This window comes from Marinifilum fragile (genome assembly GCF_963677365.1).
Lineage (GTDB): Bacteria > Bacteroidota > Bacteroidia > Bacteroidales > Marinifilaceae > Marinifilum > Marinifilum fragile.
Window position 1 is genome coordinate 4280642 of sequence record NZ_OY781962.1, and the last position, 20224, is coordinate 4300865.

Annotated in this window: 17 protein-coding genes; 10 read left to right on the plus strand and 7 right to left on the minus strand. The window is 38.6% G+C overall.

Going from position 1 to position 20224, the window contains the following annotated elements; all coding sequences use genetic code 11:
* The first annotated feature begins 29 nt into the window (after window positions 1–29).
* The 6 genes from ACKPCA_RS17195 to ACKPCA_RS17220 all read left to right on the plus strand — a co-directional run bounded on the left by ACKPCA_RS17195 (window position 30) and on the right by ACKPCA_RS17220 (window position 8458).
* On the plus strand, window positions 30–1220 hold the full coding sequence (locus ACKPCA_RS17195; RefSeq protein ID WP_321280176.1) for a transketolase C-terminal domain-containing protein: 1191 nt from the start codon (window positions 30–32) through the stop codon (window positions 1218–1220).
* Window positions 1213–2121 (plus strand): thiamine pyrophosphate-dependent enzyme, encoded by a 909-nt coding sequence (locus ACKPCA_RS17200; protein ID WP_321280177.1) that lies wholly within the window; start codon window positions 1213–1215, stop codon window positions 2119–2121. The genes ACKPCA_RS17195 and ACKPCA_RS17200 overlap by 8 nt, the downstream gene beginning before the upstream one ends.
* 159 nt (window positions 2122–2280) lie before the next feature.
* A complete protein-coding gene (locus ACKPCA_RS17205; protein ID WP_321280178.1) occupies window positions 2281–3498 on the plus strand; it encodes an aminotransferase-like domain-containing protein in 1218 nt (405 codons plus the stop codon).
* Between the two features lie 157 nt (window positions 3499–3655).
* Window positions 3656–5689, plus strand: coding sequence for a molybdopterin-containing oxidoreductase family protein (locus ACKPCA_RS17210; protein ID WP_321280179.1), 2034 nt, complete (start codon window positions 3656–3658; stop codon window positions 5687–5689).
* Window positions 5690–5899: 210 nt separating this feature from the next.
* A complete protein-coding gene (locus tag ACKPCA_RS17215) occupies window positions 5900–7222 on the plus strand; it encodes a 4Fe-4S dicluster domain-containing protein (RefSeq protein ID WP_321280180.1) in 1323 nt (440 codons plus the stop codon).
* Window positions 7223–7282: 60 nt separating this feature from the next.
* Window positions 7283–8458 (plus strand): trans-sulfuration enzyme family protein, encoded by a 1176-nt coding sequence (locus ACKPCA_RS17220; RefSeq protein WP_321280181.1) that lies wholly within the window; start codon window positions 7283–7285, stop codon window positions 8456–8458.
* Window positions 8459–9087: 629 nt separating this feature from the next.
* Here the strand turns inward: ACKPCA_RS17220 and ACKPCA_RS17225 are convergent.
* From ACKPCA_RS17225 to ACKPCA_RS17235, 3 genes are all read right to left on the minus strand, one after another.
* Window positions 9088–10461 (minus strand): DNA recombination protein RmuC, encoded by a 1374-nt coding sequence (locus ACKPCA_RS17225; protein ID WP_054716767.1) that lies wholly within the window; start codon window positions 10459–10461, stop codon window positions 9088–9090.
* 51 nt (window positions 10462–10512) lie between these two features.
* Window positions 10513–11274 carry a UDP-2,3-diacylglucosamine diphosphatase gene (locus tag ACKPCA_RS17230; protein ID WP_321280182.1) on the minus strand — a complete coding sequence of 254 codons (762 nt, stop codon included), beginning with the start codon at window positions 11272–11274 and terminating at the stop codon, window positions 10513–10515.
* 96 nt (window positions 11275–11370) lie between these two features.
* A complete protein-coding gene (locus ACKPCA_RS17235; RefSeq protein WP_321280183.1) occupies window positions 11371–12525 on the minus strand; it encodes a peroxiredoxin family protein in 1155 nt (384 codons plus the stop codon).
* Window positions 12526–12846: 321 nt separating this feature from the next.
* Here ACKPCA_RS17235 and ACKPCA_RS17240 point away from each other — a divergent pair, with 321 nt between their 5' ends.
* The gene (locus ACKPCA_RS17240) at window positions 12847–13779 is read left to right on the plus strand and encodes a bifunctional riboflavin kinase/FAD synthetase (RefSeq protein WP_321280184.1); all 933 of its coding nucleotides are present in this window, start codon (window positions 12847–12849) and stop codon (window positions 13777–13779) included.
* A 112-nt stretch (window positions 13780–13891) separates the two neighbouring features.
* Here the strand turns inward: ACKPCA_RS17240 and ACKPCA_RS17245 are convergent, their stop codons facing one another.
* The gene (locus tag ACKPCA_RS17245; RefSeq protein WP_321280185.1) at window positions 13892–16411 is read right to left on the minus strand and encodes a sodium-translocating pyrophosphatase; all 2520 of its coding nucleotides are present in this window, start codon (window positions 16409–16411) and stop codon (window positions 13892–13894) included.
* 202 nt (window positions 16412–16613) lie between these two features.
* Window positions 16614–17093, minus strand: coding sequence for a Rieske (2Fe-2S) protein (locus ACKPCA_RS17250; protein WP_321280186.1), 480 nt, complete (start codon window positions 17091–17093; stop codon window positions 16614–16616).
* Between the two features lie 86 nt (window positions 17094–17179).
* Here ACKPCA_RS17250 and ACKPCA_RS17255 point away from each other — a divergent pair, with 86 nt between their 5' ends.
* The 3 genes from ACKPCA_RS17255 to ACKPCA_RS17265 all read left to right on the plus strand — a co-directional run bounded on the left by ACKPCA_RS17255 (window position 17180) and on the right by ACKPCA_RS17265 (window position 18720).
* A complete protein-coding gene (locus ACKPCA_RS17255) occupies window positions 17180–17638 on the plus strand; it encodes a hypothetical protein (protein ID WP_321280187.1) in 459 nt (152 codons plus the stop codon).
* A gap of 177 nt (window positions 17639–17815) precedes the next feature.
* Complete coding sequence (gene greA, locus ACKPCA_RS17260; protein WP_054716785.1) at window positions 17816–18289, plus strand: transcription elongation factor GreA; 474 nt, start codon at window positions 17816–17818, stop codon at window positions 18287–18289.
* A gap of 35 nt (window positions 18290–18324) precedes the next feature.
* Complete coding sequence (locus ACKPCA_RS17265; RefSeq protein ID WP_321280188.1) at window positions 18325–18720, plus strand: HIT family protein; 396 nt, start codon at window positions 18325–18327, stop codon at window positions 18718–18720.
* A 58-nt stretch (window positions 18721–18778) separates the two neighbouring features.
* Here ACKPCA_RS17265 and ruvC read toward each other — a convergent pair whose 3' ends face one another.
* Window positions 18779–19333 carry a crossover junction endodeoxyribonuclease RuvC gene (gene ruvC, locus ACKPCA_RS17270; RefSeq protein WP_054717077.1) on the minus strand — a complete coding sequence of 185 codons (555 nt, stop codon included), beginning with the start codon at window positions 19331–19333 and terminating at the stop codon, window positions 18779–18781.
* Window positions 19326–20219, minus strand: a complete 894-nt coding sequence (locus tag ACKPCA_RS17275; RefSeq protein ID WP_321280189.1) for a DMT family transporter — start codon at window positions 20217–20219, stop codon at window positions 19326–19328. Before ACKPCA_RS17275 ends, ruvC begins: the two co-directional genes overlap by 8 nt.
* Window positions 20220–20224: the final 5 nt, after the last annotated feature.

Genomic DNA, 20224 nt, shown 5'->3' on the forward strand with positions numbered 1-20224 from the left:
CTTGTCCGATAATCGCAAAAGAAAGATCAATGAAATCAAATAAAATATTCATATCAGGTGATGAGGCAGTAGCACAAGGCGTGAAACTTTCACGTCCACATGTGGTAGCTGCATACCCAATCACTCCGCAGACCATTACGGTTGAGCGTTTGTCTGAAATGGTTGAGGCAGGCGAAATGGTTGCGGAATATATGCATGTAGAGTCTGAGCACTCTGCAATCTCAGCAACCATGGGTGCCAGTGCAGTTGGAGCCAGAACTTTTACAGCATCTTCTTCTCAGGGATTGTTATATATGGCCGAAGGACTTCATTACTGTAGTGGTGGTCGTTGGCCAGTTGTAATGATGAATGCCAACCGTTCGGTTGCTTTGCCATGGAGTATCTATGGAGACCAGCGCGATTCACTTTCCCTTTTGGATTCAGGATGGATTCAGGTATATGTGGAAGATGCTCAAGAAGCATTGGATATGATCATCCAGGCATACAAAATTGCGGAACACAAAGATGTATTGACACCAATGATGGTGAACTTGGATGGTTTCATCCTGACTCATACCTACGAGTTGGTTGAGATTCCAGAGCAGGAAATGGTAGATGAATTCTTGCCTCCATTCGAGACTCCAAACAAGATGTCTTTTGAGAATCCTAAGAACCTAGGTTTTAGTTCTCGTCCGGATGACAATACTGAGTTCAAGTATCAGCAAAATGAGGCCATGTTCAATGCCATTGACGTGATTCACAAAACCGATGAGGATTTTGCGGCAATGTTTGGCAGAAAATATCATGGCATGGTAGAGGAATACAAGTGCGAAGATGCTGAAGTTGTATTGGTAGCCTTGGGAAGTGTTTGCGGTACCGTTCGTGTGGTTGTTGACAAGCTTCGTGCAGAAGGCAAAAAAGTTGGATTGTTGAAAATCCGCTACATGCGTCCTTTCCCAGTTCAGGAAGTGAAGGATTTGGCCAGAAGAGTAAAAGCAATGGGTGTTATCGATAAAGACATCTCTTTCGGATACGAAGGAACCGTTTACACCAATGTGAACTCAGCCATTTCTCAGATTAACAAATATGTGTACAAAAGCAACTTTGTTGGCGGTTTAGGTGGTCGCGATATTACAAAAGCAGAAATCGAAGATATGTATAACAAGTTGTATGCAGGATTGGAGAACAAGAGTGAAGAGACAGTAGAATTTTTCAGCTTAAATGTAGAAGGCAATGACTAAAGTATTAGATATCCCAAAAGTGAATGCGAAAAACATGACCGAGAAGGAGTTTTTCTATGGTCATAAAGCTTGTGCCGGATGTGGCGGTAGTATTGCTGTACGTTTGGCATTGAAAGTATTGGGCGAGCGTACCTATTCTGCTCTTCCAGCTGGTTGTATGTCAGCAGTAGGATTCATTTATCCACAAATGGCATTCAATTCAAATGCAATTATTACAACTTTTCCAGGTTCAGCAAGTATGGCTTCAGGTATTGCTGCAGGAGCCAAAGCATTGGGACAAAAAGATTTCAAAACTGTAGTATTCGCCGGTGACGGTGGGACTGCCGATATCGGATTTCAGGCACTATCAGGAATGATTGATCGCAACGATGATGTATTATACATCTGCTACGACAATGAGGCTTACATGAATACCGGAATTCAGAAGAGTGGTTTAACTCCTTACGGAACCAAAACAACTACGACACCAGCAGGTCAAAATATCCCGGGAACGGTAACTCATAAGAAGAACTTGTTTGAGATTATTGCAGCTCATGATATTCAGTATGCAGCAACGGCAAGTATTGGTTATCCTCAGGATTTTATTAACAAGGTAAACAAGGCCAAGCACGTTAAAGGTGCAAGCTTTATACACGTGTATGCATCATGTCCAACAGGCTGGGGAACTCCAACCGAAACATCAGTAGAGATTGCCAAAGATGCAGTGGATTGTGGTTTGATTTTCCTTGCTGAATATGAGGATGGTGAATACAAATTGAACAGAAATCCGAAAGAATTCAAATCGGTTGAAGAATACCTGAAAAAGCAGGGACGTTTCAAGCACATGAGCGATGCCGATATCCAATGCGTAATCGAAAACCGCGACAAGAAGTGGGAACGCATGCGCAAAAAATGGCTGTAAATCAATTAATAATGAATAATTGTACCCCTTCGGCTGTAGCTATCTCCCCTTTAAGTGGAAGTGCCGATAGGTGAAGGGGTGTAACAATCCAAAATAAATTAAACAACAAACAGTATAGACGTAAGGCATTGCGTCTCAATAAAACAAAAACCAAACACAATGATCAGCGATTTAAAAGGAACATTTTCCAGCATTAGCAACAACATCAAAAGATCTGCTATTCGTGAGATCCTAAAATTGACCCAAAACCCTGAAGTAATTTCTTTTGCTGGAGGACTGCCAGCACCAGAATCTTTCCCTGTTGACAATTTGGATGAGATCATCTCAACCATGTTGAAGGAAGAAGGCGCAGAGGTATTGCAATATGATGCAACGGAAGGGGTTACTGAATTGAGAGAACTTCTTTTGAAGAGGTATCAGAATGAAGGAGTTCAGTGCGAATTAGACAACATGATTGTAACTACCGGATCGCAGCAAGGTCTGGATTTGGTTGGAAAAGTTTTTGTGAACCAAGGAGACGTTGTGATCTGCGGTTTGCCTTCTTATCTTGGTGGAATTAGTGCTTTCCAGGCTTATGGAGCTAAAATGGAAGGAGTACCAATGGATGAGTATGGAATGAGTGCTGAGCTATTGGAAGCCAAGTTGATTGAATTGGCAGAGCAAGGTATTAAGCCAAAATTCATCTATATCATTCCTGATTTCCAAAACCCAACAGGAATTACCATGCCTGAATCTCGTCGTTTGGAGATTATTGCATTGGCACATAAATACGATGTGTTGATTGTTGAGGATTGTCCTTATAGAGAGGTGAGATTCGAAGGAGAACCACAGCGCATGATGTATGATTTGGACAATGATGATCATGTAATCACATTGGGAACCTTCTCTAAGACTTTCGCACCTGGTTTGCGTATTGGTTGGGTTTTAGGTCCAAAAGATGTGAACGACAAAATTGTAGTTGCCAAGCAGTCGTCTGACTTGTGTACACCAACTTTCGTTCAGAAATTGGCGGTTCGTTATATGAAGTCGGAGCATTTCGAAGCGAACCTGAAAAAGACCATCGATTTGTACCACCAGCGCAGAGATGTAATGTTGGCAGAGTTGGAAAAATGTATGCCTGAAGGAGTGAAATGGACCCATCCTGAAGGAGGAATGTTCCTTTTCATTACCTTACCTGAGCATATGGATGCCTTGGAATTGTTCCACAAAGCAATTGAAAAGAAAGTGGCTTTCGTAACTGGTAATGTATTCTATTGCGATGGAGGTGGAACCAATACTATGCGTTTGAACTTCTCTTACGTTAACAACGAAAAAGCAATTGCTGGAATTCAGCGTTTGGCTCAAATCATCGAAGCAGAAATGATGGTTGAGGCATAATCGTTGCCATAGCCAAAATAGCGTGTATATGAATTGCCTCGGGTTTTAATTCGAGGATGATATTAAATATTGGGAGTATTTACATGATTCAGATTGTGTATCTGCTCCCTTTTCTTTTTTTTGATTAATTTTCCCTGAATTTTCAGAATTGATATAAATGAAGACCTATTCAACAGCTTGTCCGAGAAATTGCTACAGCACCTGTAGTATTAAAGTTCGAGTAGAGAACGATAAAGTGATTGGCATTGACCCACATCCAGAAAATCGTGCTACACCAGAAGGGCCATGTATTAAAGGTTTGGCTTATGTAGAACGTGCCAATTCGAAGGAGAGAATTTTATATCCGCAAAAGCGAATAGCAGAAGGAAAATACGAACGCATTTCATGGGATGAAGCATTGAATACCATTGTTGAACAGTTGAAAAACTGTAAGCAGAGCTTTGGACCACATTCAATCCTTTATTTTGCTGCTAGCGGCATGTCTGGTTTGTTGAATGGAGTAGGAGCAAACTTCTGGAAATTGTTTGGAGGTGCAACTACAACCTATGGTAACCTTTGTTGGCCTGCAGGATTGGAAGCCACTCGACTGACCTTAGGTGCCAACAAACACAATGCACCCTGGGATTTAGAGAATGCCAAGCTGATTTTGTTGTGGGGAAAGAATCCTGCCGAAACCAATATTCAAGAGATGATTCCTGTTGAAAAAGCACAGGAAAAAGCTGCAAAATTGATTGTGGTTGATCCTCGCAGAACGCCTTCCAGCGAACGTGCGAATTCACTCTTCCAAATCAAATCGGGAACCGATGCAGCCTTGGCTTTAGGGATTGCAAGGGAATTGATTCAGAATGATTGGATCAATCACGAATTTATAGAGAAATACGTACTTGGCTTTGAGCAATTCAAAGAGCGAGCTGATAAATATACACTTGAGAAAGTATCAGAAATTTGTCGTATTCCAGTGGAAGCCATTCAGGAATTGGCAAAAGAAATTGGAACAACAGATGCCATGACATTGATTCCTGGTTACGGTATGCAGCGATATGAAAACGGTGGTCAAACCACTCGCTGTATATTAGCATTGTCGGTGATTACAGGAAATATTGGGAAACCGGGTGCTTGTTTTCATTATGCAAATCTTCAGAGCTATGTATTCGATGATTTGAAGGAACCGGAATCATACTTTCCGGGATGCGAACATCCAAGTTTCAGAAGGAAGATATCTGTAGCCAAATTGGGTGAGGATTTATTGAATATCAAAGATCCGGAAGTGAAGTTCATTTGGGTAGAAAGGGGAAATCCTTTATCTCAAAATCCAGATACCAATAAAATCCGTAAAGCATTCCGTAAGGCAGACTTTAGAGTGGTTGTGGATCAGTTCATGACCGACACTACTTTGGAAGCTGATATTATTCTACCAGCAAAAAATATGTTCGAACAATCCGATATCATTGGCTCATATTGGAATCCTTATGTGCAATTGCGACAGAAAGTAATGGAACCGGCGGGTGAGGTTAAGCCCGAAACGGAAATTTATTATCTGCTGGCAAAACAATTGGGATTCACAGATGAAGAAATTAAAGAAAATATACCAGAGCCAAACGCTGAGGCAATCGAAGAATATTTGAATGGATTCCTGAAAGATTTTCCTGAATTAAGTCTGGAACAACTGAAGAAAGGTCCGCAATTGGCAAACTCTTTCGAGGAAATACCATTCTCAGATTACCAGTTTCCAACTGTTTCCGGCAAAATTGAGCTGTATAGTGAGTCGGCAAAGAAACTTTGGGGAGTGGATGAACTACCCGATTACGTTCCTTTGCCAGAACAAAGTGAATTTGAGTTTCAGTTGATATCGCCAAACTCAAAGAATCGAATTCATTCACAGTTTGGCAATTTAAATGTGATCAAGCAATTTGAACCCGAAGCCTATCTTTTTGTTCATCCATTGGATGCTGAAGATAAGGAGATGAAAAATGGTGAAAAAATTGAAATTTATAACCATCAGGGTAGAGCAGAAGTAAAACTGCAGTATGATTTGGGATTACGCAGAGGAAATGTAGTACTGACCAATGGTCATCAATCTCATTTGGGCGCTGCACCAAACCTGTTTACCAAAGGATACGAAACTGATATGGGACACGGTACCGCTTTTCACAATACATGGATTAATCTGAAGAAAATTAATAATGAGTAAGGATCAATGATAAATTAACAATTAGGAATTAACAATTGGAGAAAAGTAGAAATTATAAAATAATCCCGAAGGGATGCAACTTGAATAGCCACGGGTGAAACCCGTGGTCAACATGACGTAAAATAATCGTCGCAACTGAAATGTTCAATGAAGAGTTGGCGTAACATGCGACGAAATAGAAGAAGCCTTACATTAGTATAAGAGCAATAAATGGAAAAAAACTCATTCATATTCAACACCAACCGATGCGTAGGCTGTAACGCTTGCGTGGCGGGTTGTAGCATAGAAAACGGAACCGATTTTCGTGTAAATTGGCGAGAGGTAAACACTGGAAATAAAATTAAACATCCAGGATTGCCTGTTTTCCATTTTTCATTGGCCTGCAACCATTGCGAGGATGCTCCTTGCATGAAGAACTGTCCTGCATTGGCCTACACTCGCGATGAAAAAACGGGAGCCATCATTCATCATGCCGAGGCATGCATTGGTTGTACCTATTGCACCTGGGCTTGTCCGTATGATGCACCAAAATTCAATCCAACTACCAAGATTGTTGAGAAATGTAATTTCTGTGTGGATAGAATCTCGGATGGAAAACGTCCTGCTTGTGTGGAAGCTTGTCCGGTAGGAGCGCTGGATTTTGGGCTTTTGGATTTGACGGAAGAAGATCGAGTAATACCCGGTTTTGTGGATATGGGCATCAAACCATCCATTCAATTGATTCCGCTAAGAGAAGAAAATACGGCACCAAAGGTGGAGAATACCGATCAGGTAGAAATTGATGAGAAAAAGATAGAAGAATGGCTACCAAAGTCAAAAGATAAGGTGGCATTGGACAAGGAATGGACCTTGGTGCTGTTTACCATTGCCGTTGCAGGATTGGTAGCTTGGCAGGCAGCTCATTTGATGGGTGCCATAGATATGCAGTTGATTCCTTTTGCCATAGTTTCTGTTTTGGCTATTGCATTAACATCGCTTCATATTGGAAAGAAAATGCGCATGTGGCGATTCATTCTCAACTTAAAAGGTTCCTGGTTGAGTAGAGAGATCTTCTCCTTTTCAGGATTTTTAGGACTTACCGGATTACAACTGCTTACCGGCAATGAAATGTTTGGCTATGCAGCTTTGGCCTTTGGAATTTTTGCATTGATATCGGTAGATATGGTCTACAAACTACTGCAAAGAAAGGACCATCTTGTCTTGCATTCAGGCATGGTATTGCTAACAGGCATTTTGCTCTTTGCCTGGATGGCAGACATATCCATTCTCATCGAGATCATCATTTTGCTAAAGGGCATTATTTACGTTTGGCGCAAGCGTGCATTAAAAAATCAAGACATAGCCTACTTCCCGATACTATCTTTGCTTAGAATTCTTTGTTTATTGATACCTTATATTTTGCTCGATTTGCAATTGGAATTGATTCTTCCGGTTTCGTTGGGAATTGTATTTATTGGAGAAATCATCGATAGGGCAGAATTCTATTATGAATCGGATGTGATAACACCAGAGAAAGAATTACGAAATATATAAATTAGAAAGAACTGTAAAGACGTAGCATTGCTACGTCTCTACGAAGGCAATATATTAACCATGAAAAAAAACATCAACGCATCGCACACACCGCTTTACCGAGAGGCGGGTTTCAACCTAAAAGATTCGAAAACCACCCAAGAAGCATTCGCTGCAGAATTGGATCATCCGCATGAGCCGGAGAATTACATCTATTCGCGTTATCGAAACCCAACCACTGTTGCTGTTGAGCAGCAAATTATGGAGCTGGAAGACTGTAAATGGGCTTTATTGGTAGAAACAGGAATGGCAGCCATCGATGTGGCAGTATCAGTTTTCCATAAGGGTAAAGATACCCGACCATGGCTGTTCTTCCATGAAATTTATGGTGGCACCAATTCATTTATCGATACGGTTCTGATCAAGCGTCGCAACCTAGATGTGCACCGTTTTTATGCCAATGATGGGCTGTATGATTTCGACGAATTGGAGCGCATGTTGAAGGAGATTCAGCCAGAATTCCTGTATTTCGAAGCGGTTTCCAACCCAATGTTGATTGTGGCTGATGTAAAGCGAATCATGGAACTGGCAAAGCAATACGATTGCAAAATTATTGTAGACAATACTTTCGGAACTCCATATCTGTGGAAACCATTGGTTAACGGTGCCGATTTGGTGATCCATTCTGCAACCAAATACATGAGCGGACATGGTAACATTACTGCCGGTGTAATTTGTGGTAAAGATGAGGAGCTGATGAAGGAAGCCATTGAGTATCGCAAATGGGCAGGACACTTTCTAAGTCCTGATGATGCCTACCGTTTGGGAACTCAGCTAAAGAGTTTCAACTTGCGTTTCAAGCAGCATTGCGATAATGCACTTGCTTTGGCAGAATTCCTGCAAAATCATCCTAAAATTGAAGAGGTATTGTACCCAGGATTGGAATCTCACCCAACCCGAAAAGAAGCTGTTGCCCTGTTTGGCGACAAAGGCTTTGGTGGCATGGTCACCTTCGACATCAAAGGAGATTCGGATGAGGACAAACGCGAAAAATGCAATCGCTTTATCGCTGCCTTGGAAGATCATATTCCTTTGGTGCCAACTCTTGGCGAAGTAGATACCATTCTTTTGCCGGTAGAACCTGTTTGGGGAGCCAAATATCCACTACCGGGAACCATTCGTCTTTCAGTTGGTATTGAGAATATCGAGAAATTGAAGGGGTGGATTGGTGAAGCCCTTGATGCAATCGGTAATTAACAATGAAGAATTAATAATAAAATAATCTGTAGGGACACGTCATGACGTGTCCTTTTTTATTTGGATTTGAAAATGATTAAGATTTTTAGTGACCCTATAACAGCATGTCCTATCGCGAATTTTGATATTCCTATCGCCAAAAACGTTCGCCTATCGCTAAAATGAAGGGCCTATCGGGAAAATGAACTGTCCTATCGCCATTTTGGCATACCTATCGCTAAAATAACCCACCTATCGCAAAAGAGGTCAACTATCGTGGGGCATTCAGAGGGTATGTAAGTATTAGAGGTAGAGACAGCATTAATGCTGTCTGTATAGATATATAGTAAATCAGTAGGCAAACTTTATCTTCCAGACTAAAAACAAGCCAGCAGTTATAAGGCCTCCAACAGTTTTGGCACGCCTGTAGTCAATTTCTATACCTCTGTAGTCAAAAGTCATATTCCTGTAGCCGAAATGTATCGCCTGTAGCCCCAATAGGTAGTCCTGTAGCGAAAAGGAGGTGCCTTTAGCCAAATTTACCCTTCTGTAGTAAAACGAGTCAACTATTGTAGGGGGGAGTAGAAGATTTACCCACAAAAAAAGCCACGAAAAATCGTGGCTCAATATCATTGTTACCTCAATTGAAACTATTCTTTCAGTATCGGAGCATCATCCATTCTATCGATTAAGGCTTGAGGTAGTTTTTTCTTCACCTTAGCACCCAGCTCTCTAATTTTTTCAGCACTTCGAATTAGGTTACCACGACCTTCGGTTAGTTTGTTCATCGAGGTAGCGTAAGTTTTTTTAGCCGTATCCATTTGTCTGCCTAAACTGATCATGTCCTCAACAAAACCTACAAATTTGTCGTAAAGAGCTCCACCTTGGCGAGCAATTTCCAAAACATTTCGGTTTTGATGCTCCTGTTTCCATATTGAGGCAATGGTGCGCAAGGTTGCCAATAGGGTAGAAGGGCTCACAATTACAATTTTGTTTTCCCATGCATAGCTAAACAATTCGTGATCTGCCTGTACCGCCATAGCAAAGGATGATTCAATTGGAACAAACATCAATACAAAATCAGGCGAGTTGAGTTCATCGGAACTTTGGTAATGCTTATTAGACAATTCCTTCACATGAGCTTTCATGGAGGTGACGTGATCTTTTAGGAACTTGTCCTTGTCCTCTTCTCCGTTGGAATTCACAAATCGTTCATATGCCACTAGCGAAACCTTCGAATCAACAATTACATGCTTCTCTTCAGGCAAACGAATGATTACATCAGGGCGAATGGTTTGTCCTTCGCTGTTGTGAGTCACCACTTCGCGCTCGTACTCTTCTCCTTTCGAAAGACCCGAACGTTCTAATATTCTTTCTAATACAACTTCGCCCCAGTTGCCTTGTTTCTTCACATCACCCTTTAAGGCTTTGGTTAGGTTATTAGCTTCATCGCTAATCTTTGCATTCAGATCATAAAGCTTTTTTACCTCTTCTTTCAGGCTGATTTTATCGCGCAATTCCTTATCGTACGTTTCCTCAACCTTCTTTTCGAACGAAGTCAGCTTTTCCTTGATCGGACCTAGAATATCATCCATATTCTTTTGGTTCGATGTAGTAAACTCTTTGGTGTTTTCCTTCAGGATTTTAGAGGCAATATTCTCGAATTCTGTGGTGAACTTCTTTTGTAATTCTTCCAGTTCCTGTTTTTGGTTTACCAATCGCTCTTCCAAATTCTTTCTTTCGGTAGCCGAAATAGATACCGAACGGGTTAAGTTTTCGTTTTTATCCCTTTCTTCGCCCAGCAAATTCGCTATTTCCTCTTTTTCGCGTTTTATGTTATTTGCACGCTCTTCCAATATCGATAATTGGTGCGATAATTCACTTTTTTCGTTGATAAAAGCATTTTCCTGCTTTAGCAATTCCTCACGATGCAGAGATGCTTGATGCGATATTTTTTTTCTAAGAATTAACCAGGCAATAATTATCCCTTTGGCAATTCCAATTGCGATGTATAAAAATTCCATTTCAATATTTTTTGATGTCGAGACGTAGCAGTGCTAAGTCTCTACGATAATCTAAACAGGTTTTTCGAATTCTTTCAATTCCATTACACCATTATCCAACACGGCATAAGTAAAATGTGTTACCCAATCGCCAGTATTGATATATCTGCTTTTGCCATTCAAATCGATATTGCAAGGCCAGTGACGATGTCCGAAAATGAAATAGTCGAAATGTTCCTTTTTCAGTTCATCTTTGGCATATAACACCAACCATTCTTTGTCTTCGCCTCTAAATGTATCTGCTTCAATCTTGCCATTTTTAAGTCGACTGTGCCCCGACCAATTGTGTGCCAACCAAATTGCAAAATTGGGATGTATTCTGGCAAATGCCCATTGCAGAAATTTATTGGTAAAAATCTTTTTCAGAAACTTATATCCCTTATCGTATGGCCCCAATCCATCGCCATGACCCAAAAAGAATTTCTTACCCTGAAGTTCGGTTTTTACAATATCACGATGAACGATTACGCCAGTTTCGTTTGGCAAATAATCGAACACCCATATGTCGTGATTTCCGGTAAAGAAATGTACAGGAATTCCCGAATCGGTAATTTCGGCCAGCTTTCCTAATACTCGGGTAAATCCTCTTGGTACTGCACGTTTGTACTCGAACCAGAAATCGAAAATATCACCCATTAGATAAATTGCTTCGGCATCGGTTTTTACTGTATCCAACCACTTTACAAATAACAATTCGCGTTCACGATTATTCTTTAAAGCTGGTGCTCCTAAATGCACATCCGAAGCAAAATATATTTTTTTGTTTTTACTCATGAGAAAGTATCATGTACTTAAAATGCCTAAAGTTTAAAAGTAATGAAAATAAGTTTTCACCTTTGTACTTTAGGCACTTAATCTATTTTAGTTGTATTACTTTACGTATTCAGCAACTTTTTCTTCCAATCTTCTTGCAAAAAGATCTTTACCAACAATTTCACCTCTTTGGTCGATTAGATAGTTAGCTGGAACTCTTTGTACGTTTAACAAACGAGTTGCGTAAGCGCTTCCTGTTTCAGGATCACAAACATTGATCCAGTCCATCTTGTCTTCTTTAATCGCCTTTTTCCAAAGCTCAGTATCCTGGTCAACAGAAACATGGTAAATTCTTAAACCTTTGTTTTTATACTTGTCGTAGATTTTCTTTAAGGTTTCATTTTGTTTACGAGAATTTGGGTCTTGAGAAGCCCAGAAACTTAATACAATAAATTTTCCTTTTAAAGATGAAAGAGCTACTTCCTTACCATTGCTATCAGGCAATTTGATTTCAGGAAAACTAGCGCCGTTTTCTTCAATCATTTTGGCCATGTTTAGATTAGCCATTCTCTTTTCAAGAGTTTTGTAGTTGGCCAAAATTGCTTTGGTATATTCATGTTCAGGGTAAAGTGCTCTCATAGATGAAGCTACAATTTTCACAAACTGAATATCCTTATTCTCGTTTAAAGTGAAAGTGTTTTCATCAATTTTTTGATACAACGCCATATAGCTAGCCAACGAGGTAGCATTTTGCATGATAAAGTCTATAGAGAATTTTCTTTGTGCCTGAATTACTTCAATATATTCAGCAACTAAATTTTGCGACACAGTTGAGAAATCAGCATCATTTTTCTTTTCTTCCAATTGCTTACGGATATTAGCAATTTTAGCTTTGGTAACATTTAAAGTATCGTTAATTTGTTTTACCATTTTCGAACCTTTCGATCCTTCAACGATATACTTTTTATTCATGTTTTCGGCCTTGCTATATACCAACATTTTATCGTTTTCCTCAGCCAAAAGAGTAAGCAATTTACCGTTTGATAAGCGCAACAAGTAAAATTCAGGTTGTGTAACGTTCAAATCAAATTCAAATCGACCTTCTTCGTCAAGTTCTACCGAATCAACAGCAGTTGTACTGGCAACATGCAAATGATCTAAATACAAAGTTTTACCCTTTGCGTTATCGATTTTTCCTTCGATGCTTACATTTCCTTTTTGACCACAAGCCCAAAATAAAACTAGTGGAAGTACAAATAATAGTTTTCTCATACTATGGATTAGATTGTGTTATTTAAACTGCAAAAATACTTGGTTTCGCTATCAAATAATTTATAATCAAAAGCTTTGGCTGATTTGATCTTAAGGTGTCAAATTCTCAAAGCAAATGGGCTGCGAAACTTCAGGCGGAAATTTACTAATAATTTCCTGTATAATCATTATCAACCAATGCGAGATATTGAAGGAATCGATCAGGTTCGGGAATTTTTCATATTTTTGTTTTCAGATTAAAAAGGTGAGATTTTTTGGCTTGAGATAAAGAAGGGATTGATGATTTAGATTGAATTTCACCACATACAACTGATATTACTGATGAAGATATATACGGATCTTAAAGATTTTTCTGCTCTAAACCCTGTGGTTACAATTGGAACTTTTGATGGTGTTCATTTGGGACACCGAAAAGTAATACGTCGATTGCAGGAATTGGCGCATAAAGTGAATGGAGAAACCGTAATTTTTACTTTTTATCCTCACCCTCGTTTGGTTTTGAGTGAGGAGAATAATGGATTACGATTGATCAATACACTTGAAGAGAAGAAGGTTTTGCTTGAGGCGGCTGGTATCGATCATTTGGTAATATATCCTTTTACCAAAGAGTTTTCGAAACTTTCGTATGTAGAGTTTGTAGAGCAAATTTTGGTAAAGCAGTTGGGTATGAAATACCTGGTAGTTGGCTACGATCATCGTTTTGGTCACAATCGCGAAGGAAAGTACGAAGATTTAAAGGTGTTTGCTGATCAGTTGAACTTTAAAATAGAGCGACAGGATGTTTTAAACATGGATGCCATTAATGTTAGTTCAACCAAAATCCGAAAAGCCATTGGCGAAGGTGATATTAGAACGGCAAATAAATATTTAGGCTACCGATTTTTTATAAAAGGCGATGTGGTTAATGGGAAAAAAATAGGACATAAAATAGGCTTTCCTACTGCCAATATCGATCCTCAGGAAAGTTATAAGCTGGTACCAAAAGATGGTGTTTATGCCGTTAAAGTGGATGTTGATGACAAGCGTTATTTGGGCATGTTGAATATTGGTGTTCGACCAACGGTAAACAATCAGTTGGATAACCGTTCCATCGAAGTTCATATTCTTGATTTCGATCAGGACATTTACTACAAGAACATTACCATACATTTCTATCAAAGAATTCGCAATGAACAATTTTTTGCATCAATTGATGATCTAAAAGCTCAACTGGCAAAAGATAAGGAAGCAGTCGTTGAATTGTTAGGGAAATAAAATCGGTATTCGTAGAGACGCAAGGCCTTGCGTCTGTACTTTAAATCAGAAATGTTAAAAAACAACCCCGAAGATAATCCTCGGGGTCATTATTACTATTGAAATCAAATATTTAGTTCTTACTAGCCTCAATTTTTACACTTTCTTGATGGTTGGTTCCAGGTTCTTTTGCTTTAGCTTCTGGGTTTGGATTTCCTTTTTCAATTGGTTTATCAGGAATTCTCATTCCGTAGAACGAACGATAAACAAAGAACAATCCGATCAACAAGAACACACCCCCAATGTATGGAGCCATGTTAGCTTCTCCAGTTTTGTCTGCATGAACAATCAATTCAATTGCAATTTCAGCAGCCAATAATCCAAATAAAGTAGAGAATTTAATAATTGGATTCAACGCTACAGAAGAAGTGTCTTTGTATGGGTCACCAACAGTATCACCTACAATGGTTGCATCGTGAAGAGGAGTGTTTTTCTCTTTCAAGTCAACTTCAACAACTTTTTTAGCATTATCCCATGCACCACCAGCGTTAGCCATGTACATTGCCTGGAACAATCCGAAAATGGCTATTGAAATTAGGTAAGCCACAAAGAAATTAGGGCTAAAGAAAGCAAAAGCCAAAGTCAAACTTAAAATCACCGCGAAAATGTTCCACATTCCCGATTGAGCGTACTGGGTACAAATTTTAACGACATTCTTGGAATCGTTAATATCAGCTTCAGCTTTATCCAGATTGATATTTTTCTTGATGTATTCAACAGCTCTGTAAGCACCTGTAGTAACAGCTTGCATTGAGGCTCCCGAGAACCAATAAATTACAGCGCCACCAGTAATCAAACCAAGAATAACCGATGGATCGGTCAATTCAATTTGCAATAATGATTCTCCGTTAGAAAGAATAGTTCCTTTCAATAAAAGGATGATGGCAAAAATCATTGTAGTAGCACCAATTACTGCAGTACCAATTAATACAGGTTTTGCAGTTGCTTTAAAAGTATTCCCTGCCGAATCGTTATCCTCCAAGTTGTGTTTTCCTGTTTCGAAATTAGGAGTGAAACCAAAATCTTTTTCAATTTCTGCGCTAATGTTAGGAATACTTTCAATTTGAGACAATTCAAATACTGATTGTGCATTATCGGTTACTGGCCCATAGCTGTCAACAGCAATGGTAACAGGGCCCATTCCCAAGAAACCAAAGGCAACCAAACCAAATGCAAAGATACCTGGATATTCACCAAAAGCATCAATATCCTGAACGGTGTAAAACGCAACAGCCATTAGCGCCATCATTACCATTCCTTTCCAGAATGCCGAGAAGTTACCGGCAACCATACCCGATAAAATCGTAAGTGACGCACCACCTTCGCGTGAAGCACTAACCACCTCACGAACATGGCGAGAGTTTGAACTGGTAAAAGCTTTGGTAAACTCAGGAATAATGGCAGCAGCCAAAGTACCACAGGAAATAATGGTTGAAAGTTTCCACCATAATCCATTAGAAAGATCAGAAATCAATATGTAACTCAATGCATAAGTTACGATGATGGAAATGACAGAAGTAATCCATACCAAAGTGGTTAATGGAGCTTCAAAATCAAAACTATCTTTATTACTATATTTTGCCTTAGCAATGGCTTGATTTACCAAATAAGCCAGTACGGATGTGAAAATCATCAATACGCGCATGGCAAAAATCCATACAATTAGTGTAGATGCGAAACCAACATTTGGAATCAAACCAGTTTCACCAAACATTAAAATGATGAAAGTAATTAATGCCACACCTGTAACACCATAAGTTTCAAAACCATCGGCAGTAGGTCCAACGCTATCGCCAGCGTTGTCACCTGTACAGTCGGCAATTACACCTGGGTTTCTTGGATCGTCTTCCCCAATTTTGAATACGATCTTCATTAAGTCGGCTCCAATATCAGCAATTTTAGTAAAGATACCACCAGCAATTCTTAGGGCAGAAGCACCTAGCGATTCTCCAATTGCGAAACCAACGAAACATGCGCCAGCACTTTCACCAGGAATAAAAAGAAGGATGGCAATCATCATGATCAGCTCAACGCAAATCAGCAATAAACCAACACTCATTCCTGCCTGAAGAGGAATAGACATAACATCAAAAGGCTTTTTCTTTAAAGCAGCAAAGGAGGTTCTACTGTTTGCGTAGGTGTTGATTCTGATTCCGAACCAAGCAACACCATATGAGCCAAGAATACCAAGGACGGTCCACAGAAGAATCAGTAAGGTTTTGGGAATGCTTAAATTAGCTAATGCCAAAAAGTAATAACCAATGGCAACGCCAATAATCAAGAAAAGAATAATCAGGAATTTACCTTGTTGCAACAAATAGGTTTTACAGGTTTCGTAAATAATATTTGAAACTTTTGCCATCGATTTATGCGTTGGAAGTTTTTTGATGCGATTAAATTGCACCATTCCGAACATTAAACCCAAGGCAATAATTATAATTCCGTAGAGGAGCAAGTTCCAGCCATTCATGCCTCCAACTCCATCAAAGACACTTTGTCTTAAATCTGGAACTACCAAATCGGCTTCACTTGCAAAAGTTGCGAACGGTACACACAAAACCCCGAACACAAGTAGTAATAATGCTTTCTTCATAAGATTAAAAAATTAATTTGAATAGGTGAATTTCCTTTCAAATTATGCATTATTGTTTACCGAGTCAAGCCTTTTTTATATAAATATGCAATCAGAAAAAATTTCGTTGATTTGCTTTGTAAGCTGATTTTGTTATATTTAAGATGTTAAAATTAGTTCTGTTGCAAATGGGACTAATTTTTTTGTGTCTTTTATATATTGATTAGTTGTAAACCCTAAGTATATTACCAGATACACTGGTTCTGTATGATTTTAATGGATGAATGGCTATAGATTCGCTGGTTGGAGCTGCTCCTGTTGAAAGAATAAATTCGCTTCCGCAAACAGGACAAGTCGCACCATTATTCCATGCGTCATCATCATTAGGATCATTCAACTCAACATGTTCTTCAGCCTCAACATCATGAGTGCAAGTAGCATCGTAGGCATAGTATTGACCATTGGTTCTAAAAACAAATATGCCGTGATCTTTGTATCCTAAAGAACGGCCTTCAATGAAATCGAAATACATGGCCGAATTATTGGTCAATTGATTGTAATAAGTAAGATCAATGTGAGCATTAATTTGTCTGTAAGGAACAATTTCGTTAACATCAACCGAATTGGAACTACATGAACAAATACTTATGCACAATGAAAATAAAATGAAAAAATATAGTAAATTTGATTTGTTGACTGACATAATTTATAGTTTGCATTGATAAACGCAGGTTTATCCTGATTATTATTGTGAAAACGTAAAACTAACAATTAAATATCAGAACTCTCATGGATGAAGGATGGGGAAATATAATATATCTGATCATACTGGCCATTGTAGGTATTTTTAGTTCTATAAAGAAAAGCAAGAAAAAACCTATTGCTATGTCTCCACCTGATGATGGAGAATTAGCGGAGCAAGCCACTTCTCAAACTCCGAAGCGGCAAAAAGATTTTGAATCGATATTTGAAGCTTTGCTGGGACAGCAAATGCCTGAGCCATATCAGGAGAATGAAGAATGGGAAACAGAAATTCCAATTGCCGAGCAAGAGGTAGTCTTGGATTCAGTTCCTGAGCAGAAAGATCCTCGAGAAAGTAGTATAGAATATACTGAGAAAAATAAGCTTTCGACTTTCGATGCACTAAAGAGTCTCTATCAGGAAGAAGAGGAGGAAGATGATGAAGAAGAGATAGATTGGCGTCAGGCAATAATTTACAAGGAAATTTTAGAGAGAAAGTACAATTAGTATAATTTTTTAGTACTTTTATAAGTCACAGTTTATATGGTAAGAAAGGGAGCATAAATATAAATTTGTATATTTGTATTCCTGAAGAGTTCCGATAAGTCGGGATTCTTTTTGTTTTATAGGTCTTTGATGATCTGGAAATTAAGAAATCAAGAAAAAAATAAATAGGAGGATATTATGTCTGGTTATTCATATGTTACGGCAGATGGTTTAAAAAAACTAAGAGAAGAATTGGAACAGCTTGAGAACATTGAGCGTCCAAAAATTTCTAGGCAAATTGGTGAAGCTATTGACAAGGGGGACTTGTCGGAAAATGCTGAGTACGATGCTGCAAAAGAAGCTCAAGGTTTGTTGGAAGCAAAAATTGCTCAATTGCGAGGAGTTATTGCCAACAGTAGAGTAATTGATGAAACTAAAATTGATACATCAAAGGTTCAGATGATGAACAAAGTTACCATCAAGAACCAGAAAAATGGTGCTGTAATGACTTACACTTTGGTGTCGGAAAGTGAAGCTGACTTTAAAAAAGGCAAACTTTCTATTAATACACCAATTGCGAAAGGTTTAATTGGAAAGAAAGTTGGTGATGTAGTGGATATTCAAGTTCCGAATGGAATTATTCCTTTCGAAATTATCGAAATTTCTATCTAAAAGAAACAAACTGAAAACTTCTTAAAACAGATAAAATGGCTTCAATTTTCACAAAAATAGTTCAAGGCGAGATTCCTTGCCATAAAATTGCAGAAAACGACAAGTACTTTGCATTTTTAGATATTAGCCCTTTGGCTAAAGGACATACATTGGTAATTCCAAAGCAAGAAGTTGATTACATTTTCGATTTGGAAGATGATGTATTGGCAGGTTTAAATGTATTTGCCAAAAAGATTGCCAAAGCAATTGACAAAAGTGTAGAGTGTAAACGTGTGGGAGTTGCCGTTATTGGTTTGGAAGTTCCGCATACGCACATCCATTTGGTGCCATTGAATAATATTGGAGATTTAAATTTTGACAATCCTAAATTGTCTCCAAGCCAGGAAGAACTAGCCGAAGTTGCAGAGGCAATTCGTAAGAATTTAGAATAAAAGAATTTCAGATATACAGGAAAGCCGCTTTTTTAGCGGCTTTTTTCATTTCAAGTATTTACTTTTTTACTCGACTTGGATTGTTTTTTACAAAATCGGCCCATGAACTGGATTTTTTCGCAGTTACCAATGCATTGTCCTGAAAGAAGTGACAAAGTGCTATTGCAATGGCATCGGACTCATCTGGATTTTGTGGAAAATCTTTCATCTTAAAATAGCGCTGAAGAATCACAGCCAATTGTTCTTTCGAAGCTGTTCCTGTACCAGTAATTGCCAGCTTAATTTTACGTGGGGCATATTCAAAAATTGGAATGTTGCGTTGCAAAGCGGCAGCAATGGCTACTCCTTGAGCACGACCCAATTTCAACATCGACTGAATGTTTTTACCAAAAAATTGCGATTCAATGGCCAATTCATCTGGATGATATTCGTCAATAACTTGCAGTGTGCGTTGAAATATCTTTTGAAGCTTAATATAGGGATCGCCAATTTTTTTCAAATCGAGAACTCCCGAAACTAAGATTTCAGGTTTTCTGTTTACCACTCTAATTAATCCGTATCCCATTAAATTGGTTCCCGGATCAATTCCCATAATTATTCTGTCGTTACTCAATTGAATTGGATTTTTGAACAAGTTTTTGCAGCACAATTCCAGCTATAATAAGAACCAAGCCTGCCAGTGTACTAAGATAGATAGATTCTCCGAGAATCAGATTAATAAATATTAATGAGGCAAAGGGACTAAGGAAAACCAAATGACCAATTTTATCAGTTGAAACGGTTAATTTCATAGCTTTTAACCAAAGTACATAGGCAATTCCACATTCAACAATTCCAATGTAAATTCCTGCCAATAAAGGTTTGGTATCAGGAATTGTGAAATCAGAAAATAGTGCTATGGTTATTGCAATGTAAATAAAACCAAAAATGAAATTCAGAAATAGCTTGGCAACTTCTTCTCGCTTATCTCTTACATTATAAATCCAATACAAAGCCCAGAAAATTGAACTTCCGATTGCCAAGAACACTCCGAATGGATTTGGAGTTTGCAGTGAAGCAAATGAGCCTTTATTGGCAATTACGACCACTCCTGCAAAACTGACCAAAATGCATATAATACTTTTAATTCCAATTTTCTGTTTTAACAATGGAATCGAAAGCAAAACCAAAGTAATTGGCCAGATGTAATTCAAGCTCATTGCAAATTGAGCAGGCAAAATGGCATAGGCCTTTAGTAAAACCAGATAGTATAAAAATGGGTTTAATAAGCCTAGAATAGCAGAGCTAAAATAATGCTTTCTGCTTACCTTAAAACTGCTTGAGAATTGATTTTTCAGCACCAATAAAAGAGACAAAAAAATAAGAGCAGTGCCTGATGAAATCAATAGCAAATGCAGAAAGTCCATACCCTCTAACGCAATTTTAAATGCCGTTGCTACTGTAGACCAACATAAAATTGCTAGTAATGCGTAAGTATATGCCTTTTTTTGCTGATTCAATGAAT